Origin of the sequence: Bacteroides celer (assembly GCF_002632415.2) — a bacterium.
GTDB lineage: Bacteria > Bacteroidota > Bacteroidia > Bacteroidales > Bacteroidaceae > Bacteroides.
This window is the reverse complement of sequence record NZ_CP178209.1, coordinates 3,571,942-3,588,856: the sequence shown is the minus strand read 5'-3', so window position 1 is coordinate 3,588,856 and position 16,915 is coordinate 3,571,942. Positions and strand designations below refer to the sequence as shown.

17 protein-coding genes and 2 pseudogenes are annotated in these 16,915 nt (G+C 41.3%); 10 read left to right on the top strand and 9 right to left on the bottom strand.

Annotated elements, in window-relative coordinates:
- Positions 1-38 precede the first annotated feature (38 nt).
- The 4 genes from CJF29_RS14620 to CJF29_RS14605 all read right to left on the bottom strand — a co-directional run bounded on the left by CJF29_RS14620 (position 39) and on the right by CJF29_RS14605 (position 5,000).
- A complete protein-coding gene (locus CJF29_RS14620; RefSeq protein ID WP_099147248.1) occupies positions 39-1,034 on the bottom strand; it encodes a GntR family transcriptional regulator in 996 nt (331 codons plus the stop codon).
- A gap of 176 nt (positions 1,035-1,210) precedes the next feature.
- The gene (locus tag CJF29_RS14615; RefSeq protein WP_074638201.1) at positions 1,211-1,741 is read right to left on the bottom strand and encodes a 30S ribosomal protein S16; all 531 of its coding nucleotides are present in this window, start codon (positions 1,739-1,741) and stop codon (positions 1,211-1,213) included.
- Between the two features lie 106 nt (positions 1,742-1,847).
- Complete coding sequence (locus CJF29_RS14610; protein ID WP_074638200.1) at positions 1,848-3,149, bottom strand: Na+/H+ antiporter NhaC family protein; 1,302 nt, start codon at positions 3,147-3,149, stop codon at positions 1,848-1,850.
- A 219-nt stretch (positions 3,150-3,368) separates the two neighbouring features.
- On the bottom strand, positions 3,369-5,000 hold the full coding sequence (locus CJF29_RS14605; protein ID WP_074638198.1) for a sensor histidine kinase: 1,632 nt from the start codon (positions 4,998-5,000) through the stop codon (positions 3,369-3,371).
- Positions 5,001-5,501: 501 nt separating this feature from the next.
- On the opposite strand from CJF29_RS14605, the gene CJF29_RS14600 reads away from it, so the two are divergent.
- Together CJF29_RS14600 and CJF29_RS14595 are read left to right on the top strand one after the other, a co-directional pair.
- Positions 5,502-6,404 (top strand): tyrosine-type recombinase/integrase, encoded by a 903-nt coding sequence (locus tag CJF29_RS14600; protein WP_413544495.1) that lies wholly within the window; start codon positions 5,502-5,504, stop codon positions 6,402-6,404.
- On the top strand, positions 6,401-7,549 hold the full coding sequence (locus CJF29_RS14595) for an IS91 family transposase (protein WP_413544494.1): 1,149 nt from the start codon (positions 6,401-6,403) through the stop codon (positions 7,547-7,549). The genes CJF29_RS14600 and CJF29_RS14595 overlap by 4 nt, the downstream gene beginning before the upstream one ends.
- A 368-nt stretch (positions 7,550-7,917) precedes the next feature.
- Here CJF29_RS14595 and CJF29_RS14590 read toward each other — a convergent pair whose 3' ends face one another.
- Complete coding sequence (locus CJF29_RS14590) at positions 7,918-8,445, bottom strand: DJ-1/PfpI family protein (RefSeq protein WP_074638490.1); 528 nt, start codon at positions 8,443-8,445, stop codon at positions 7,918-7,920.
- A gap of 166 nt (positions 8,446-8,611) precedes the next feature.
- Here CJF29_RS14590 and CJF29_RS14585 point away from each other — a divergent pair, with 166 nt between their 5' ends.
- Both CJF29_RS14585 and CJF29_RS14580 read left to right on the top strand, forming a co-directional pair.
- On the top strand, positions 8,612-8,962 hold the full coding sequence (locus tag CJF29_RS14585) for a winged helix-turn-helix transcriptional regulator (RefSeq protein WP_074638469.1): 351 nt from the start codon (positions 8,612-8,614) through the stop codon (positions 8,960-8,962).
- A 59-nt stretch (positions 8,963-9,021) separates the two neighbouring features.
- On the top strand, positions 9,022-9,465 hold the full coding sequence (locus CJF29_RS14580) for a GNAT family N-acetyltransferase (RefSeq protein WP_074638471.1): 444 nt from the start codon (positions 9,022-9,024) through the stop codon (positions 9,463-9,465).
- 454 nt (positions 9,466-9,919) lie between these two features.
- Here the strand turns inward: CJF29_RS14580 and CJF29_RS14575 are convergent.
- A pseudogene (locus CJF29_RS14575) lies at positions 9,920-10,198 on the bottom strand (inner membrane CreD family protein); the annotation flags it as partial.
- Positions 10,199-10,274: 76 nt separating this feature from the next.
- Between CJF29_RS14575 and CJF29_RS14570 the strand changes: the two are divergent.
- The 6 genes from CJF29_RS14570 (at position 10,275) to tnpC (ending at position 14,755) form a co-directional block, all read left to right on the top strand.
- On the top strand, positions 10,275-10,643 hold the full coding sequence (locus CJF29_RS14570) for a hypothetical protein (protein WP_176817105.1): 369 nt from the start codon (positions 10,275-10,277) through the stop codon (positions 10,641-10,643).
- 1 nt (position 10,644) lies between these two features.
- A complete protein-coding gene (gene tnpB / locus CJF29_RS14565; RefSeq protein ID WP_004297053.1) occupies positions 10,645-10,989 on the top strand; it encodes an IS66 family insertion sequence element accessory protein TnpB in 345 nt (114 codons plus the stop codon).
- Positions 10,990-11,076: 87 nt separating this feature from the next.
- Positions 11,077-11,703: a hypothetical protein gene (locus tag CJF29_RS14560; RefSeq protein WP_413544493.1), complete on the top strand. Its 627-nt coding sequence runs from the start codon at positions 11,077-11,079 to the stop codon at positions 11,701-11,703.
- A complete protein-coding gene (locus tag CJF29_RS14555) occupies positions 11,703-12,056 on the top strand; it encodes a hypothetical protein (protein ID WP_141561043.1) in 354 nt (117 codons plus the stop codon). The genes CJF29_RS14560 and CJF29_RS14555 overlap by 1 nt, the downstream gene beginning before the upstream one ends.
- 10 nt (positions 12,057-12,066) lie before the next feature.
- On the top strand, positions 12,067-13,332 hold the full coding sequence (ltrA, locus tag CJF29_RS14550; RefSeq protein ID WP_099147667.1) for a group II intron reverse transcriptase/maturase: 1,266 nt from the start codon (positions 12,067-12,069) through the stop codon (positions 13,330-13,332).
- Positions 13,313-14,755, top strand: coding sequence for an IS66 family transposase (tnpC, locus tag CJF29_RS14545; protein WP_413544492.1), 1,443 nt, complete (start codon positions 13,313-13,315; stop codon positions 14,753-14,755). The genes ltrA and tnpC overlap by 20 nt, the downstream gene beginning before the upstream one ends.
- An 86-nt stretch (positions 14,756-14,841) precedes the next feature.
- Here the strand turns inward: tnpC and creD are convergent.
- The 3 genes and pseudogenes from creD to CJF29_RS14530 all read right to left on the bottom strand — a co-directional run.
- Positions 14,842-15,927: pseudogene (gene creD, locus CJF29_RS14540) on the bottom strand (cell envelope integrity protein CreD); the annotation flags it as partial.
- Positions 15,928-15,953: 26 nt separating this feature from the next.
- A complete protein-coding gene (locus tag CJF29_RS14535; protein WP_004313179.1) occupies positions 15,954-16,250 on the bottom strand; it encodes a winged helix-turn-helix domain-containing protein in 297 nt (98 codons plus the stop codon).
- A complete protein-coding gene (locus CJF29_RS14530) occupies positions 16,251-16,850 on the bottom strand; it encodes a hypothetical protein (protein ID WP_074638475.1) in 600 nt (199 codons plus the stop codon). It abuts the gene before it with no gap.
- Positions 16,851-16,915: the final 65 nt, after the last annotated feature.

Below are 16,915 nucleotides of genomic sequence, written 5' to 3'. Positions count from 1 at the left end.
ATCTGTGCTGAACTGTGCTGACGGTGTTGCAAAAAAAATTAAAGCGACTTTCGAAGCCTTACTTCCGTTGGCAAGAATTTTTGTACCGGTACATTATTGAGAACGAAATTGGCTGCTTCGTTTCCCATCATTTCCCAATCAATACTCAATGAGGTTATTCCTTCGTCAATCACTTCGTAAGAAGGAATATCATTGTATGCCAACAGACCGAAATCCTTTCCGCATTTCAGTCCTTCCAATCTGCCTTGCTTCACTACTTTTACTACATCTTGTTGCTTGATAGCTATGTAGGCAACTCCCTTGCGTATTGTCAGGTTCTCGATGTCCTCCTGAACCTCACAGAGAAATCCCTGTTCTTGACAGAAACGGGTGAAATATTCCTTGCTGCTTTGAGGGTGTTTCAGGCTTTTCGGAAACAGAAAAACAAGTTGGTGATAGTTTTTCAGTCTTTCCCTAAGCAAATGCAATGCCTGATAGAAAGATTCATCGAAATCCTGGCAGATATATGAATACTTCTCTTTTTCGAATTTGCCGAAATCAAGAAGTAGCAATTTAGTGGGATTAATTTTAGTGAGAACTGTGCTGAATTTCTCGTTATCGAAATTCATCACGATGTATTTGTTGTATTTTCCTATGGATTCCCGGAGGATGGTGTTGAATAGCCGTTCGTTGTATTGATGAAACAATAAGTCTACCTTATAATTAATAGGCAGGTGTCTGACGAAACTGTTGTATAAAGCTTCTTTGAAAGGAGTGTATTGGTCGAGCAGCAATAAAACATTGGTCACCTGGTTCGTCACGTAATATCCTTTTCCGGGAGTGGAATCGATCAGCCCTCGTTCGCGTAAATCAAGGAAAGCCTTGAAAACGGTGTCGCGTGATACTCCGTATTGAGCACTCAACTGATTGATGGAAGGCAAAGAATCTCCTTCAAGAAATTCTTTCCTGGAGATTGCCTGGCTAAGTGCGTCCGCTAGTTGCGTAACCTTGCTCGACTGTTGTCCGAATGTTGCCTTTTTATCAGTTCGTTTCATGCTGTAAAATGAGTAATACTGTGCTGAACTATGCTGATGCAAAGAAAGACATTTTATTCTGAAAGAGAATAATTATTTGCTATGTTTTATAGCATAAAGTAATAAAAAAATCCCCTCCGGCGAACCGGAGAGGATTATAGCTTTCTCCTAATTTCTTATTCGGAATCTGCTGAAATTTATTCAGCAGCAGCTTCTGTTGCAGGAGCTTCTTCAGCCGGAGCTGCAACTTCCTCTGCAGGTGCTTCAGTAGCAGCTTTCTTTTCAGCGAGTGCTTTTGCTTTCACTTCGTTGATCTTCTTTTCTGCTTCCAGACGTGCTTTCGCTTCAGCTTTCTTAGCTTCGTCTTGTTTAGCTTTCAAAGTAGCCAAACCTGACTGTTTGTTGTTTTTCCAAGCTTCGAATTTAGCTTCTGCTTCTGCTTCTCCGAATGCGCCTTTTGCTACACCGCCCAGAAGATGTTTCTTCATGTAAACTCCTTCACGAGAAAGGATGTTACGTACAGTGTCACTTGGTTGTGCACCTTTCAGTACCCATGCCAATGCAGCGTCGAAATTCAAATCTACTGTAGCAGGATCGGTATTTGGGTTGTAAGTACCAATCTTCTCAATAAATTTACCATCACGTGGTGCTCTGCTGTCTGCAATAACAATTGAATAGAACGCGTAACTTTTACGTCCGTGTCTCTGCAATCTGATTCTAGTTGCCATTTTTAATAATTGTTTTTAATGATTGATTTGAATTATGCTATTATCTCGTAATAGCGGGCACAAAGATACGGCTTTTCTTTTGATTGACAAACATTTCGCATCTTTTTTACGAATACCGTTTCGGATAGCGGAACAATATAGCGAGCAGGGCGCATGCTCCCATTGCAAACGGATAATAGAGATTGCTGATGATACTGATAGGGGAGATGCCGGCAAGTCCTGCTGCAATCAGCATCTGTGCTCCATAAGGAATAATTCCTTGTATCAGACAGGAAAAAGTATCGAGGATACTGGCTGTTTTCCTCCGGTCGAGATGGAATTTTATGGCAATATCTTTGGCAATCGGTCCGGTTGTGATAATGGCAATCGTGTTGTTGGCAGTACATAAATTGGCGATGCTTACCAGGGCGGCAATGCTTAGTTCGGCACCTCTCTTGCCATTGACGTGGCGGGTAAGTTTCCGGATGATGAAATCGATACCGCCGTTATAACGGATCGTTTCGAGCATACCTCCGGCCAGTAGAGTGATGATAATCAATTCTCCCATGCCTGTAATTCCCGTTCCCATGGCACCGAACCAGTCGAATATGCCGAAGCTGCCGGTAGCGATGCCGATGATGCCGGTTGTCAATATACCTATTATAAGTACGAGCATTACATTCATGCCGGCAACGGCTGTTCCTAATACTATTATATAAGGTATCACTTTAATCCATTCGATGGTTTGTGTTTGGGCGGGAGCAGTAATGGATAGTCCCTGGAATATATAAATACCCAGTACGATGATGGCTGCCGGAATCACTATCATGGAGTTTACCCGGAATTTATCACGCATTACACATTCTTGGGTTTTTGTCGAGGCAATGGTGGTATCGGAGATAAAAGACAGGTTATCTCCGAAAAAGGAGCCGCCTACTACAATAGCTACCATAAAAGGGAGTGCTATTTCCGTCTTTTCTGCCAATCCTACGGCAACAGGAGTAAGGGCGACAATGGTTCCCACGCTGGTTCCGATGGATAAAGAGATGAAACAGGCGGCAATAAAGATGCCGGCCAGCAAGAGATTATCCGGAAGGATATGCAGTGTCAGATTGACGGTGGCATCGATTGCGCCCATTTGCTTGGCGCTTTGCGCAAAAGCTCCGGCAAGAATGAATATCCATATCATCAGGAGGATGTTCTTATTGGCAGCTCCTACCGAGAATTGGTAGATACGCTGGTCTAGTTTCAAGCCGCGTGTAATGGCGATGGCATAGCAGGAAGAGACGAGAAAGGCCACAGTGATAGGCACCTTATAAAAGTCGTTGACGAGGATGGAAGTCACCAGATAGAGGCAGAGGAATACGAGTAGCGGACTCAATGCCCACCAGTTTCCGGGACGGTCTTTATGTATTTTTTCTTCAGTCATAAATGGACGTTGGGGTATTTATTTTATTCTAAAATTAAAATAGCGGTGCAAAAGTAATGTTTTTTGCAGGAAGTGGCAAAAATGAAGCAGCCTTACTCATAATTTATAGGTCGCAACATAATAATCCCCTTGTTTTTAACCTTAATCTATTACAATATAAGGAAGAACAAGGGGAGACTTGAAAAGGTTTCAATCGATCAGATTTTCAACTTTTATTTTCTATTTTGAAACGATCTCTTTTGTTTTTTCTCTTTGATTTAAGTGGAGGGGATGTGTGAACCAAAAACGGCTACCGGTTCCCATTTCGGATTCGACGCCGATAGTGCCGCCGAGATGTTCAATGATACTTCTGCAAATAGACAGGCCTAAACCTGTACCTTTTGAGAAAGAGTTCAGTTTTACAAACCGATCGAATACCTGATTTACTTTATCGGGGGCAATTCCCATACCTGTATCCGTAACGGCAAACTCTATTTCATTACTCTCTTTTTTGTAGTGGTATTCTAATGTAATCTGTCCTTCATTGGTGAATTTGAGAGCATTGTTTATGAAATTGGTGATTACCTGCATTAGCCGCTTTTTATCGGTATAAATATAATATTGAGGTAAGTCCGGAGTCAGCAAAACGGGGACGGGCTTATCTTCTTTTATATCATAATTGCGCATTATATCTTCACAGAAGCTCTTGATGTCCAGATGATCCATGGTGAAGTCGAGTGTTCCGGCCTCTATTTTTGATAAATCGAGAATATCGGATATCAGTTGCAAAAGAAGTTCAGTGTTTTCCTGCATGATATCGACATAATCCTGGCGTTCTTTTTTGTCGTCCGATTCGACCAGCAAACTGGCAAAGCCGACAATTGCATTTAGCGGAGTACGGATTTCATGACTCATATTGGCAAGGAAAGCCGATTTTAAACGATCCAGGTTTTCCGCTTTTTCTTTGGCTATTATTAGTTCTTCCTCAATGATTTTCTGATGGTCAATATCTACGCTGGTGATAACGTGTGCAATCTGTCCGTCGATCCAGGCAAATGCTGCACTGAATACCCGGAACCAACATTTGTCGAACGGGCGTTGGTAATCCCAGGAGTAGACTTTGGTCGGTTGACCGTTTTCGTCAATCAAATGTTTTTTAGGGCAAAACTCACATTCTCCGGTTTTATCTTTATATAGAGCCTGCCAGCATTTTTTTCCTTCAAAATGTTCGATGCCTCCATAAGGGGCAGCCATGGATTCATTGGCATATAGCATATCATGAGAATCGAAAGAGTTTACATAGATGTCAACCCCCATGTTATTCATGATGCTGCTTAAAGTCTTGCCTGCCCGCACTTCTCTTTCCTTATATTCACGCACTGCTATTTCCTTGGAGAGTGATCCCAAAATGAGATGAATCATTTGCAGTTCCTCATCGATGAAAGATATTGCATGCTCCCTGTCTGCAAATCCGATGAATCCGATGATTTTTCCTTCGGAGTCTTGAATTTGCCGGATCAGTAAAGAATCGACTCTATAAAAATCAATGATGTCCACATCATCCCAGGAAGCATTTTGGGTTCTGCAAGCATAAAAAGGTTTGCTTTTGCCATTTGCGTGGGCAATATGTTGATTGCTCATTTCACTGATTTCAAAACGCTGGCGTAGGATATTGTCGTTATTGCCAATTGTTTCCTTTAAATAAAAGTAGCGAAATCCATCCGTTTGATAAATGAATGCTCTTTTAAAACCATAGTATTCGCAAATATCCGTAAGTGATTCTGTGATTTTTTTCTCAATAGAGTCACAGCTATTCAGTCTTTCTAAAAAATGAAGTAAAAATGCATGGTAATTCTCTCTCTCTCTAATCATATTGTTTTAGGCATCTTGTTTGGTTATTTAAACTCGAAAGGAGTATGCTGTTTATCTCTTTCAAATCTTCAAGCTGCTAATATACGGACTTTTAAAAAATGATGAACGCTGTTTCGGATTTTTGTAATGTTCCATTTTTCTTTTTCTTGGTACGAAAAGAGAATGTAAAATATGATATTTCCGTTGGATTTTAGTTAACTAACAACGGCCTTTTGAGAAATAAAGAAGTGGACTTGTACGGATTTATTGAATTAAATACTGTTTGGGGACGTTAGTCGGTCTTAGAATTTTTCGAATCTGTAAGTAGTTGATTATTAATACGTAATAAATGCGCATTTTTCCTTTAAAAGAAACGGGTGGTTCCTTTAAAAGGGACCACCCGTTGTACTAAATCCCGCATACGTAATAGCTAAAGTTTGCTATCTGTATGCGGGATTCCTTTTTTTTTTGCTGATTTTAGTGGTGATATTTCCAATGTTCAACCAATAAACATTCTCCACTATGGCAAATTTTATTCAGCGTGCCAGTGACTCCATCTCGGGGTTTGGTCAAAGTTACGAAAAATTTTCCAAACAACTTCTTATTGAGCAGTATTCTCCTGGTAGTATAAAAAGTTATGGCCATAAGTTGGCTGCTATCAGCTTTCACTTCAAAAAACTTCCTGAACACTTAAGCGAAGATGATTGCCGCGATTATTTCAGCATGTTGCTCTCTCGCACTCCTTCACCGGGTTTGAGCTATTTCAAGCACACGGTTTACAGTCTCCGCTGTTATCGTAAGACGATGCATCTTAGCGAACTTAATTTTTCTCTCCCCCGTATCCGTAGCACGAAGAAGCTTCCGGTTGTTCTTTCCCAGTCCGAAGTGATCAGCCTTTTGCGGCACTGCGGGAATATCCGCAGCCAATCCCTGCTGTCTCTGATTTATTCTTGCGGGCTGCGTTTACGTGAACTGGTCAATATGCAAATTTGTGATATTGACAGCAAGCGCATGCAGGTTTTCATCCGCCAGGGCAAAGGTAGAAAAGACAGGTACGTCCCCCTTTCCGGCAACCTGTTGCTTCTTCTCAGGGAGTATTTCATCCAGTACAGACCCGCGGTATATCTTTTCAACAATTGTTTCGGCGGACAAATCGAAGATTCCGAGATCCGCTATCTTTTTAAACAAGCGGTTCATTCGTCCTGCATCCTTAAACCCTGCACGCTTCATACCCTTCGTCACAGTTACGCCACGCACCTGCTGGAGATGGGCGAAAATATACTTCGCATCCGTGACCTTCTGGGACATGCCGATATAAAGACAACCCTGGTTTATCTTCACCTTGTCAATCTTCCTGCCGGAGGTTACGCCTTCAGTCCACTGGACCGTCTTGAGGGAGTGGGATATAACAATACGCAGCCATGAGGACGGAGTTTGAGGTCGGTCAGATTATTTCCCGCTTCAAATCATCCTTTATCAGCCAACATCATCCCTGCGGCAGGGTTCTCCAGGTCCTCTCACGCCTGGAACAGTGCCGTACCTCCGCTTTGGAAGGGCATGTGGATGCCTGTCCCCAGTGTGGAGTCGTACGTGTTAGTTACAACAGCTGCCGGGACCGGCATTGTCCCAAATGCCAGGGAGCCGAACGTGAGGTATGGATACAGGCACGCAAAGAGGATATGTTGCCCGTGAAATACTTCCATGTGGTATTTACCTTGCCGGCCGACTTGCATTCACTGGCACTGGGTAATATGAGACACACCTATTCATGCCTGTTTGCCGCTGCCTGGAAGACACTCGCAGCCTTCGCTGCCAATAAAGGCGCCCAGGCGGGAATGGTAGCCATCCTGCATACATGGGGAAGTAACCTGCACTACCACCCCCACCTGCACTGTGTAGTGCCCGAAGGAGGGATAGATGACAAGGGGGAATGGAGGAAGATCTCAGGGGCAAATCAGGACAGTCCTTTTCTATTCCCGGTCAGGGCCATGGGCAGGGTGTTCAGAGCCAAGTTCATGCAAGAGTGGAGCAAACATGTGAAAGTACCCCAGGCAACAAGAAAGAAGCTGTTTGAAAAAGAATGGGTGGTATATAGCAAAGCACCGTTCAAAGGCGTGGAAAGGGTCATAGAATACTTAGGGCGTTACTCACACAGGGCAGCCATCAGTAATGCCAGGATTAAGGGAATTACAGATACAGCCGTCATGTTTGACTATAAGGATTACAGGGATGGGGGAAAACATAAGATGATGACACTCACGGGAGAAGAGTTCGTACACAGGTTCAGTAGGCATATATTGCCGGCAGGATTTGTACGTATCAGGCATTACGGATTCCTGGCAGCATGCAACAGAAGGAAGTTGACAAGCATACAGATAAGGATGAAAGTACCACCGGCACCACTTAAAAGGAAAAGAGCCAAGTGGAAAGAACTCTGCCAAGACAAATGGAGGGAGTATAACTTATGCAAGCATTGCGGAGGGGCGCAGATGATTACAATTGAAGTTTTCAGACCAGCCAGGTCGCCACCCGGAAGAGGAAGTTCCAAACCGCTGAACGGTACTTTTTGAAGAAGAAAATATATTCACAGGAAGAATGAAGTCCTGGGAGAGAGGCTCTGTGGATATACATAACGGAAAACACGGTAAAAACACCGGATAGAAAGAAAAAGGAGGAAAAAAGGGAGATTGGAATCAAGAAAGGCTGAAAAAACAAGTATAAAAGCAAGCACAGGACATTAGGAAACTGCTGAAAAAAATACAGATACAGAAGTAACCCCCATAAAAAATAGAAAACGTACAACAAAGGCTCCATATGCCCTAAGGGGCACACGAAGCCCTATTTCGTTCCTTTTAAAGGAACGTACTTTTCTATCTTCGGATACGTGAATTAAAATAATAATGTTTATATTTATTATTTTATATCTGCGCTGCCGGCATTATTTTAATGCTTCGATAACTTGCGACATCATTGTCCAAATGGTATTTTCATCTTGAGCAGTGAAAAAGTTACCATCTATCTCTGATTTCTCATCAGTAGCTGTTCCGTTTTGAATGGCTGGTTTGGCTAATGGGTGAACTGCTACTTTCTTGTCTTTGGTAATTCCTGTAAAGTCAAACATCATTGCGCCGGCACAATGTCCGATCATCATTTTTCCCTTATCTCCGAAAGTTTTAATGACTTGCATTAAATCTACATTGTAGGGCTTATTAGCATTCTGCTGAAATACAGGCACTGCATCGCCACATGAGAAAACGAGTGCGTCGAATTCATCTTCGTGTCCCTTCAAATTAGCGATCACGTCATCTACTGTCAGGCTGATTCCTGAATTTGTTTTAATATCCTTCGTATCCGATACGGCAAATACTTTATATGAAATGCCATTTTCGAAAAATGCTTCCAAATATTGGAATAGTCCACAACCATTTACCGGATTCACTGCTAAAACTGCAACTTTCTTTGCCATAATCATAATTATTTAAATGAAACAATAGTTATTATTAGTAAGTTTATTACTTTTGTGATGCAAATGTATCTTTCTTGTTTGAAAAATGCAAGAACGTACTTGAAAATAAGGAAGTTACATAAAGGTAACTATTGCTGAATTTCAATAAAATACAAAACGTTAAAGAATGAAAAACTTTCATCCGACAGGAAATTGTCCGATAAGAGATGTGTTAAGCCGCTTGGGAGACAAGTGGTCGATGCTGGTGCTTATTACGTTGAATGCCAATGGTACGATGCGTTTTAGTGATATTCATAAAACGATAGAAGATGTTTCTCAAAGAATGTTGACTGTTACGTTACGTACTTTAGAATCAGACGGATTGGTGGAGCGGAAAGTGTATGCCGAAGTACCTCCCCGTGTGGAGTATTGCCTGACAGATACGGGTGGCACTTTGATTCCTCATATTGAAGGACTGGTAGGATGGGCTTTGGAGAATATGGATACCGTTTTGGAACATAGGCAAATAAATCGGTAACAGTAATGCATGAATGTCAGTGGTAAAGATAAATAAGATAGAATTTAACATTTGAAAATATGGAGATAAAGTTAGTAACTTCGGGTAAAAAAGAATTTCTCGAATTATTACTTTTGGCTGATGAACAGGAAAGTATGATTGACCGGTATTTGGAGCGCGGCGATATGTTCGTTCTTTATGATAATGGATTGAAAGCTCTTTGTGTAGTGACTCGTGAGGGGGAAGGTATTTATGAAATCAAGAATATTGCTACCGTTCCTTTCTTTCAACGGCAGGGGTACGGAAAACGTTTAATCGAATTTTTATTTGAATATTATCAGGGAAAGTGTTTTGAAATGTTAGTGGGTACAGGCGATGTACCTTCTTCCAGATCTTTCTATGAGCACTGTGGTTTCACGGTTTCTCACCGGATAAAGAATTTCTTTACTGACAACTACGATCATCCGATGTATGAGGATGGTGTGCAGTTGGTGGATATGATATATTTGAAGAAAACTTTTTAGCGTGTAGTGGTGGAAATTCAATCATTTGGAAGAAATGAATAATTTTGTTCGTTTATGTTACTGTATGAGTGAACGGCTTATTTATATCCTTTTATTGTATGAAAGTGTATTTCTTTATTTTTACATTCGAAGAAGACATTCTTAATAAACGCGATTTTGGTTTATAATAAACTTTGAGGTAGTTTATTATAAACGGTATCAGAGTTTATTAAAAACTATTTTAGTCGTTTGGGGAGATCATAGAAAAAGAAATGTGTATAAATACAAACAAAATAGGGCAATGATCGCCAAAATCATTGCCCTATGATATATCTGTATTGATCCTAAATAAGATCAGTTTAAAAGCTTTTTATGTATCTATTTTTCTTGTTATAATCATGTCGTTTATAGATTTTGTTTTCTCAAAGATACAAAATAAAAAGCCGTTTGTCAAGGGTTTCAGAAGAAAAGTCGGTTATTCATTGAACCAGTCTATTTTCTTTGAGAAATACATCACTATTGCCAGTATAATAAACAGTCCTAAGCTGCCTGCCAATAATGCGAAAGTCTCTAGTTGGATAAGAACAAATATATAAATGTAGAGTATACCCAACAAGCCGGACATGATTAATGACGGTTTCTTTTTCCTGGTGATTCCGAACATATATCCGCCTACCAGTGTAATGGTCAGTGCCGAAGATAATAAATAGGCAGGGTTGAATCCGATGTGTTCGGAGAAGGAGAGGAGCAAAGTAACCATTCTATTTTCCGCCTTGACATAAGTTGTTAGCCGCCATATCTTTGCGCCGTAACCTTTAACAAAAATGATTATGGCAAAAGAAAAAGTAAACTATCAGGAGGTATATGACCTCTACCAGTTATGCAGCGAGACCAAGGATCTTCGGGAGTTCTGTGCTGATTATGGTGTAAATTACGACAAGTTCATGAACTGGCAGCGTCACCAGTTGTGGAGTGAGAAGTTAGGCAAGACAGTCCAGGTTGAGCAGCCCAAGGTTGCCAAAGTCCAGATAACCGGGAAACCATGCAATAGTCCAACTGTGAAGTTGGAAGTGAAACAGCCTGAAGGTGAACCACCAATAAAATGGATTAAGTTACAGTTGGTGTCTGGCGCAACACTGTTCCTGAGAAACACCACCGTTCTTGATTTGAGCCTGTTGCTTAATAAAATGATAGGATGATATGCTTGGTCTGAGTGCTAACCTGAACTATTACCTGTTTAACGGTAATGTTGATTTGCGGAAAGGCATTTTCCGTCTGTGTGAGAGTATAAGGGAAGAAATGTCACTTGACCCGAGCGATGCGTCCAATGTATATATGTTCATGTCCCGGAACCGAAAGGTCGTGAAGATACTTCATTACGAACGCGGTTTTTATGTGCTTTACGAAAAACGTCCTGTTATGGGCAAATTCAAGAAACCTGTATTTGATGAAGTCTCCAGATGCTACCGGATACAATGGTCGGACATGGCTTATCTTACGGAAAGCATTGTAGTTGACAAGATGTACGTTAGTCCGAAAGGTTAATATTAACATGTTGATTATCAATAGAATAGTATAAAAATAAACGATAAAAAGTTTGCGTAACTGCCTGATTTTTCGTACCTTTATATCATGATTGATGAAAGAGCATACGAGTTACTTTGCTGTCAGCTGGGTCTGGCGAATGAGGAAAAGGCAGGGCTTCGCAAACAGGTAAACGAACTGATTGCGAGGCTTAAAGCAATTGAAGAATCCAACAAGGAGAACTCCAAGGCTCTGATGGAGACAATCAATGAGTTATCCGCAACAGTCGAGAACTATCGAAAGGAAATGGAACTTATGAGAAAGCAGCTTGGGGCAAAAGACGAGGTGAACAGAATGCTGGCAAACGAGATTTCCAATCTCAAGCTACAGCTTGATGACAGCAGGAAACACCGTTTCGGCCGTACCTCCGAGCAAAGAAGGCTGCTGAACAACCGTAACCTTGACAAGTCTGCAATGGAGAAGTCCGAGTATGACGGTTATGACAAGAAGGATGATGATAATAATAAGGCCGGTGTGTCACGAGGGCATTATAACATGATGCTATTGGCTGGTATCATGGAAATTTTGTCTGCAACTATCAAAGAGATGAGGGTAGGTCCCTCGCAATCGGTTTACAGGAACAGGTTGCAAACCATCACAAGCTGCGTTTTGAGCAATCAAAAAGTGGTGAACGTTGTGTGTAATAAGTCAGAAGATATGGTAAGGTATGTATAATGGAGTTGAATGTAAATGAACCGTTGATGAAGCATCGTTATTGTTATCAGATTACATCAGAAATAGGGCTTCTGCTACGCTCTATGATAAGAAGGGAGGTTACCTGTTTACTGTCCCTTTGGTGTACGGTGTGTAGGCGGCAAGACCATTATATAGGCTCTTTGATGGAACGTGAGAAGCAGATTGAGAATGTCAAGAGAAAATGCCAAAGACGCATGACACGTAAGGCAGAAAGTATCAAAGTCTCAATTTGTGGCGGATTTCTCCGTAGTAGTGTTGAAGTTCTTGTAATGAGAAGGGAGCGAAGGGGGAAACGTATTCAGCGGACTGTATTGTGCAACTTGATAAACTAAGGAGGACACAATGCAAGAAGCAAAACCATTTCAAATAGACAAAAGAATAATCTTTGAATCCTTTAAGAAAGTAAAGTTTAATAGAGGTAGTTCAGGCATTGATGGTATAGAGATGACCACTTATGAGCAAAACCTAGGTTCCAACCTTTATCGTCTATGGAATCGCATGAGCTCCGGCAGTTATATGCCTAAAGCAGTAAAACTTGTAGAAATACCGAAATCAAATGGTGGTAAAAGACCTTTAGGGATTCCCACTATTGAAGACCGTATTGCACAAATGGCTGTTGTTAATGTAATTGAGCCTCTCATCGAACCCTGTTTTCATGAAGATTCATTTGGTTATCGTCCGCATCGCTCTGCTCATGATGCCATAGCCAAGGCAGAAAGACGGTGTTGGAAGTATGCATGGGTTTTAGATATAGATATATCCAAATTCTTTGATACAATCGACCATGGCTTATTAATGAAAGCGGTGGAGAAGCATATCAATATAAAATGGATACTTCTCTATATAAAACGTTGGTTGACTGTCCCTTATCAGAGAAGTGATGGAGAAATTGTAAAGAGGGACATGGGAGTACCGCAGGGTTCAGTCATAGGTCCAATTTTAGCAAACCTGTTCCTACACTATACCTTTGATAAATGGATGTCTTATAAATATCCTCACATACCTTTTGAGAGATATGCTGATGATTGTGTTTGTCATTGCAGTACATTGGCTCAAGCTGAATACATAAAGGAAAGGCTTGGAGAACGCTTTACTGAATGTAAATTGAAATTTAATGAGGAAAAGACAAAAATAGTATTCTGTAAAATGAGCAGTCGTTCATCAAAGCACTATCATTGTACTTCTTTTGATTATTTAGGCTTTACTTTTAGATCAAGAGCAGCAAAAGATAAACGCAACAACGTCTTATTCACAAGTTATTTGCCTGCTATAAGCAAGAAATCGGTAAGCAGAATACATGAAACAATAAAATCATGGAATCTCAAACGTCTCCATAATCGAAGTCTACGATTTGTGGCAGCATATATTAATGATGTCGTAAGAGGATGGATAAACTATTATGAGAAATTTGGTAAAACAGAATTTTGGAAAGTTATGTGCCATCTGAATCGCTCTATTGCTTATTGGGCAAAGACGAAATATAAAAGACTTCGTCGTCGAGGTGTCATATCTGCTCATTATTGGTTAGCCTATATAGCTCAGAAAGAACCCAATCTGTTTTATCATTGGCAAGTAGGATATGTACCCTATGCACGTCAAAAGAAATGATTTGAATGCGAAGAGCCGTATGAAGGGAGACTTTCACGTACGGTTCCGAGAGAGGCTGAGGGTGAAATTCCCTTGGTCTACTCGACATGGTAACGAAACCAGTGGCAATACCTCTTCCGATAACGTGCCTGAACAGAACAGCAAACCTTCAAGAAGAAAGGAAACCGCCCCACGTGCAGAAAAGAGCAGGCTGAAGGTGGATAAGGTAGTTGTTCATGAAATAGAAGACTATTACCAACTCCCGGATGGTGCAAGGTTTATGAACCGTAACGGTATGCCTGATGTTTGGGAATACAGGGTCATAGAACATGTAAGGGCTCATAACGTGGAGCATGTTTACAAGGTGGCAAGGGTAAAGCTTACAGACGGCACTTTCACAAGCACCATGGAGCATCCGCTGAAAAATCTTGGAGGTATCTTCTCTCCTGAACTGCTTGCCCGCCTGCTCTGCCTAAAATATGACTTCAGCATGCCAGAAAACAGAGAGATAAGACTGCTTGCAAGAGAGGGCATCCACATAAGCAATACCACGCTGAACAGCTATATACATAACGGAATCGCCAAGCTAAAGGAGTTCATAGAAGATGTATTCAAGGAGTTTGTACAGAGAGCTAAATACCTTATGGTTGATGAGACCACCGAACTCGTAGGAGTGGAGACAAAGGAAGGGAAGGCTTACAGGAGAAAGTACTTATGGGCTTTCTTTGCCAAGCATATTAAGATGGTCTATTATCACTATAATAACGGCAGCAGGTCATCCGATGCGGCAAAGTCATTCCTGGAATATTTTATGGGAACCATATCCACTGACGGATATACGGTTTACAGGATGTACGATGGTGAAGACTCAAAGGTGCTTCATATAGGATGCTGGACGCACTGTAGAAGGTTGTGGGTTGATGCCCTGCCTTCAGACAGAACAGCGATGGACATAATAGATCCTATTGGTGAGATGTTCAGAAATGAAGACCTGTTCCGTATGATGAAACTCAGCGGTGAGCAGATTAAGGAAAGAAGGCTTAAGCTTACAGGACCGATTCTTGAACGTATCCATCATAAGGTGGTCATTATGATGCAGGATGCGAAGATTATGGCTAACGAACTGATGAGAAAGGCCGTGAACTATACGATACACCAGTGGAAATCCTTGAGAAATATCCTCAAGGACGGTTCAGCGGAAATCTCGAACAACCTCTGTGAGCAAAGGATGAAACCTGTAAAGCTGCTGCTCAAGAACTGTATGAACATAGGCAGTGAGGATGCGGCAGAAAACTCAGCATTCATCTTCTCTTTGATAGAGAGTTGTAAGTTAAATGACATAGCCCCTCAGGACTACCTGAAACACTTGTTTGAATGTATTCTTTATGGTAAGGACTGCGACAAGAAGGCGCTTCTGCCATGTTTCTATAAACCGGAATGTTAAAACAAAAATATTTTCTTACGGGCATTTTTATTTTATCGGCTGAAAGACAGCCGATAAAATTGTCGTGGCGGAAAATAGTATGGTTACAGGAGCAAACTGTAGAATAGACAGAGTGCCAATCCTACCAATAAATACTGCAAGGCATGAATACGGGTCTTATTCATAATTTCGGTGAAGAAAATCACTCCGAAAGTCAGTAAGATAATCAGAATTGCATATTTTGCAGAACGCATGGACTGTTGGTACTGTTCCACCGGGATTTTGAAGTTAACACCGAAACTGGAGTTCTCAATGTCCTTGATGTTCGAGTTATTGTAGTCAACCATCACCTGTGAGTAATTCCGGTTCAAATTTAAAACCTGCCATTGTGCAGAGAATTCTTTCTCTGTAATGTTGCGGTTATTGGGCAGATAGTTACCGGTGAAGCTAGGCGTATTCCAGTTGGCTTTCAGATCTACACGGGTTGTTTTACCCAATGGAATAAAGTTGAGTGACTGCGAACCTTTCAGTTTGATTTTTATTTCATAAGGTAGTTTTTTATTCTGTTTCAACTCCGATAAGTTTGCGATTGCATGAACTCCGGTGTTATCTATTCCTCTGTTGTCCATACCCGGTTCGAATATATAAACAGAATCTCCCAAAGTGATGCTAATTTGCTCGCTGATACCCCGCATGTCGGTCAGATTCAGGCAAATAGCCGCCCTGTCAAACTGCAACTGTTCCATATCTATTCTGCTCTTTTTCAATTCTTCCGAACTGAATGATCCTTTCAATGTCAGTTCCGATTGATATACATTGACCTCGTAGATACTTCTTTTCAGAATTTCAGTCTTTAGTTGCCCGCTGACCATAAGCTCATCGGGAAAAAGTATCAGGTCTTTGATAGAAACCTTCTTCTCGCCGTTATTTTCAATGACGACCGGATACTGGAGATTCAGGTAGGGGCCCGTGATGGTCTGTGCCAGACTCCATTTTTCACTAACCTCGTCGATAGCTTCTTCCTGGGTTCGTCCCCGTTCGGAAATAAGATTTTCAATCATGAACATCGGTATCATCAGGAGAAGAATTAATAACCCGATGATGACAACCTTGATTGTTTTGGAGAAACGGTGGAGACATCCCATAGGTTGCTGCGCCTGTTGCTCATTTGAATTTTCATTGAAACCGTCCATAAGCCAGTAGTGTTTTGATGAATTATTTATTTTGATTTTAGAAATTTCTCTAAGGCTTCAATATGAGATTTGAAAGCTTCTCTGCCTTGCGGGGTTGCTTGAAAAACAGTTCGTGGTTTTCGTCCGACAAAACTTTTGTTGCATACGATATATCCCAGTTCTTCTAGGGCACGGGTATGGCTGGCAAGATTGCCGTCTGTCAGAGAGAGCTGCTCTTTCAGAAAATTGAAGTCGGCTTCCTCATTTACCATCAGAATAGCCATGATACCGAGCCGGACCTTGCTTTCGAATGCTTTATTAATATATTGGAATGCTTCTATCATTTATGATCTCTTTCTTTCGTAGTGTAAATAGAACAATATGCCATAAAGAATATGGAAACCGCCGAAACCGATGGTCCAGAACAGCAGTGAATGACCTTCCCAAAAACAATCTACGACTCCCAGGCAAATGAAAGCATATCCTAACCATACGATACTGGAGTAAGTGAACTTGGATACGTTGACCAGTGCCAGTCCGTAAAATAAAAGCATGACGGAAGCCAGGATGTCATAATACTCATGCATCATGATGGAGATGCATAAAACACCTCCGGTCAGCATCGGAAGAGAAAAGTTCCACAATGCCCGGTAGGTGAGGCGGCTGAAAAATTTCTGTCCTGTCTTCTTGGATTTATAATAGGACAGGATGCAGGCGGTGACCGCAGCTGCTACCAATACGAGCGAAGCTATAATAGCCATTAGTTCGAGAGCAACAATTAAATGTGTGCCCGGGGTAATAACTTGTGTGGCGATGTATGCGCCAGCTAATGCGTAAATGCCCGCCATGATTGCAGCGAGACCACTTAGAGAGATAAACTTGGACGACTTTTCCATCAACTCTTTTATCTCATTTACCGATTCTAATGCTTTATCTTTATTCATATAAAAAGTACTTTGTAATGCAAAGTAAAATAAAAGATTTCAGATGAACAAACTTTTTGCCTGAA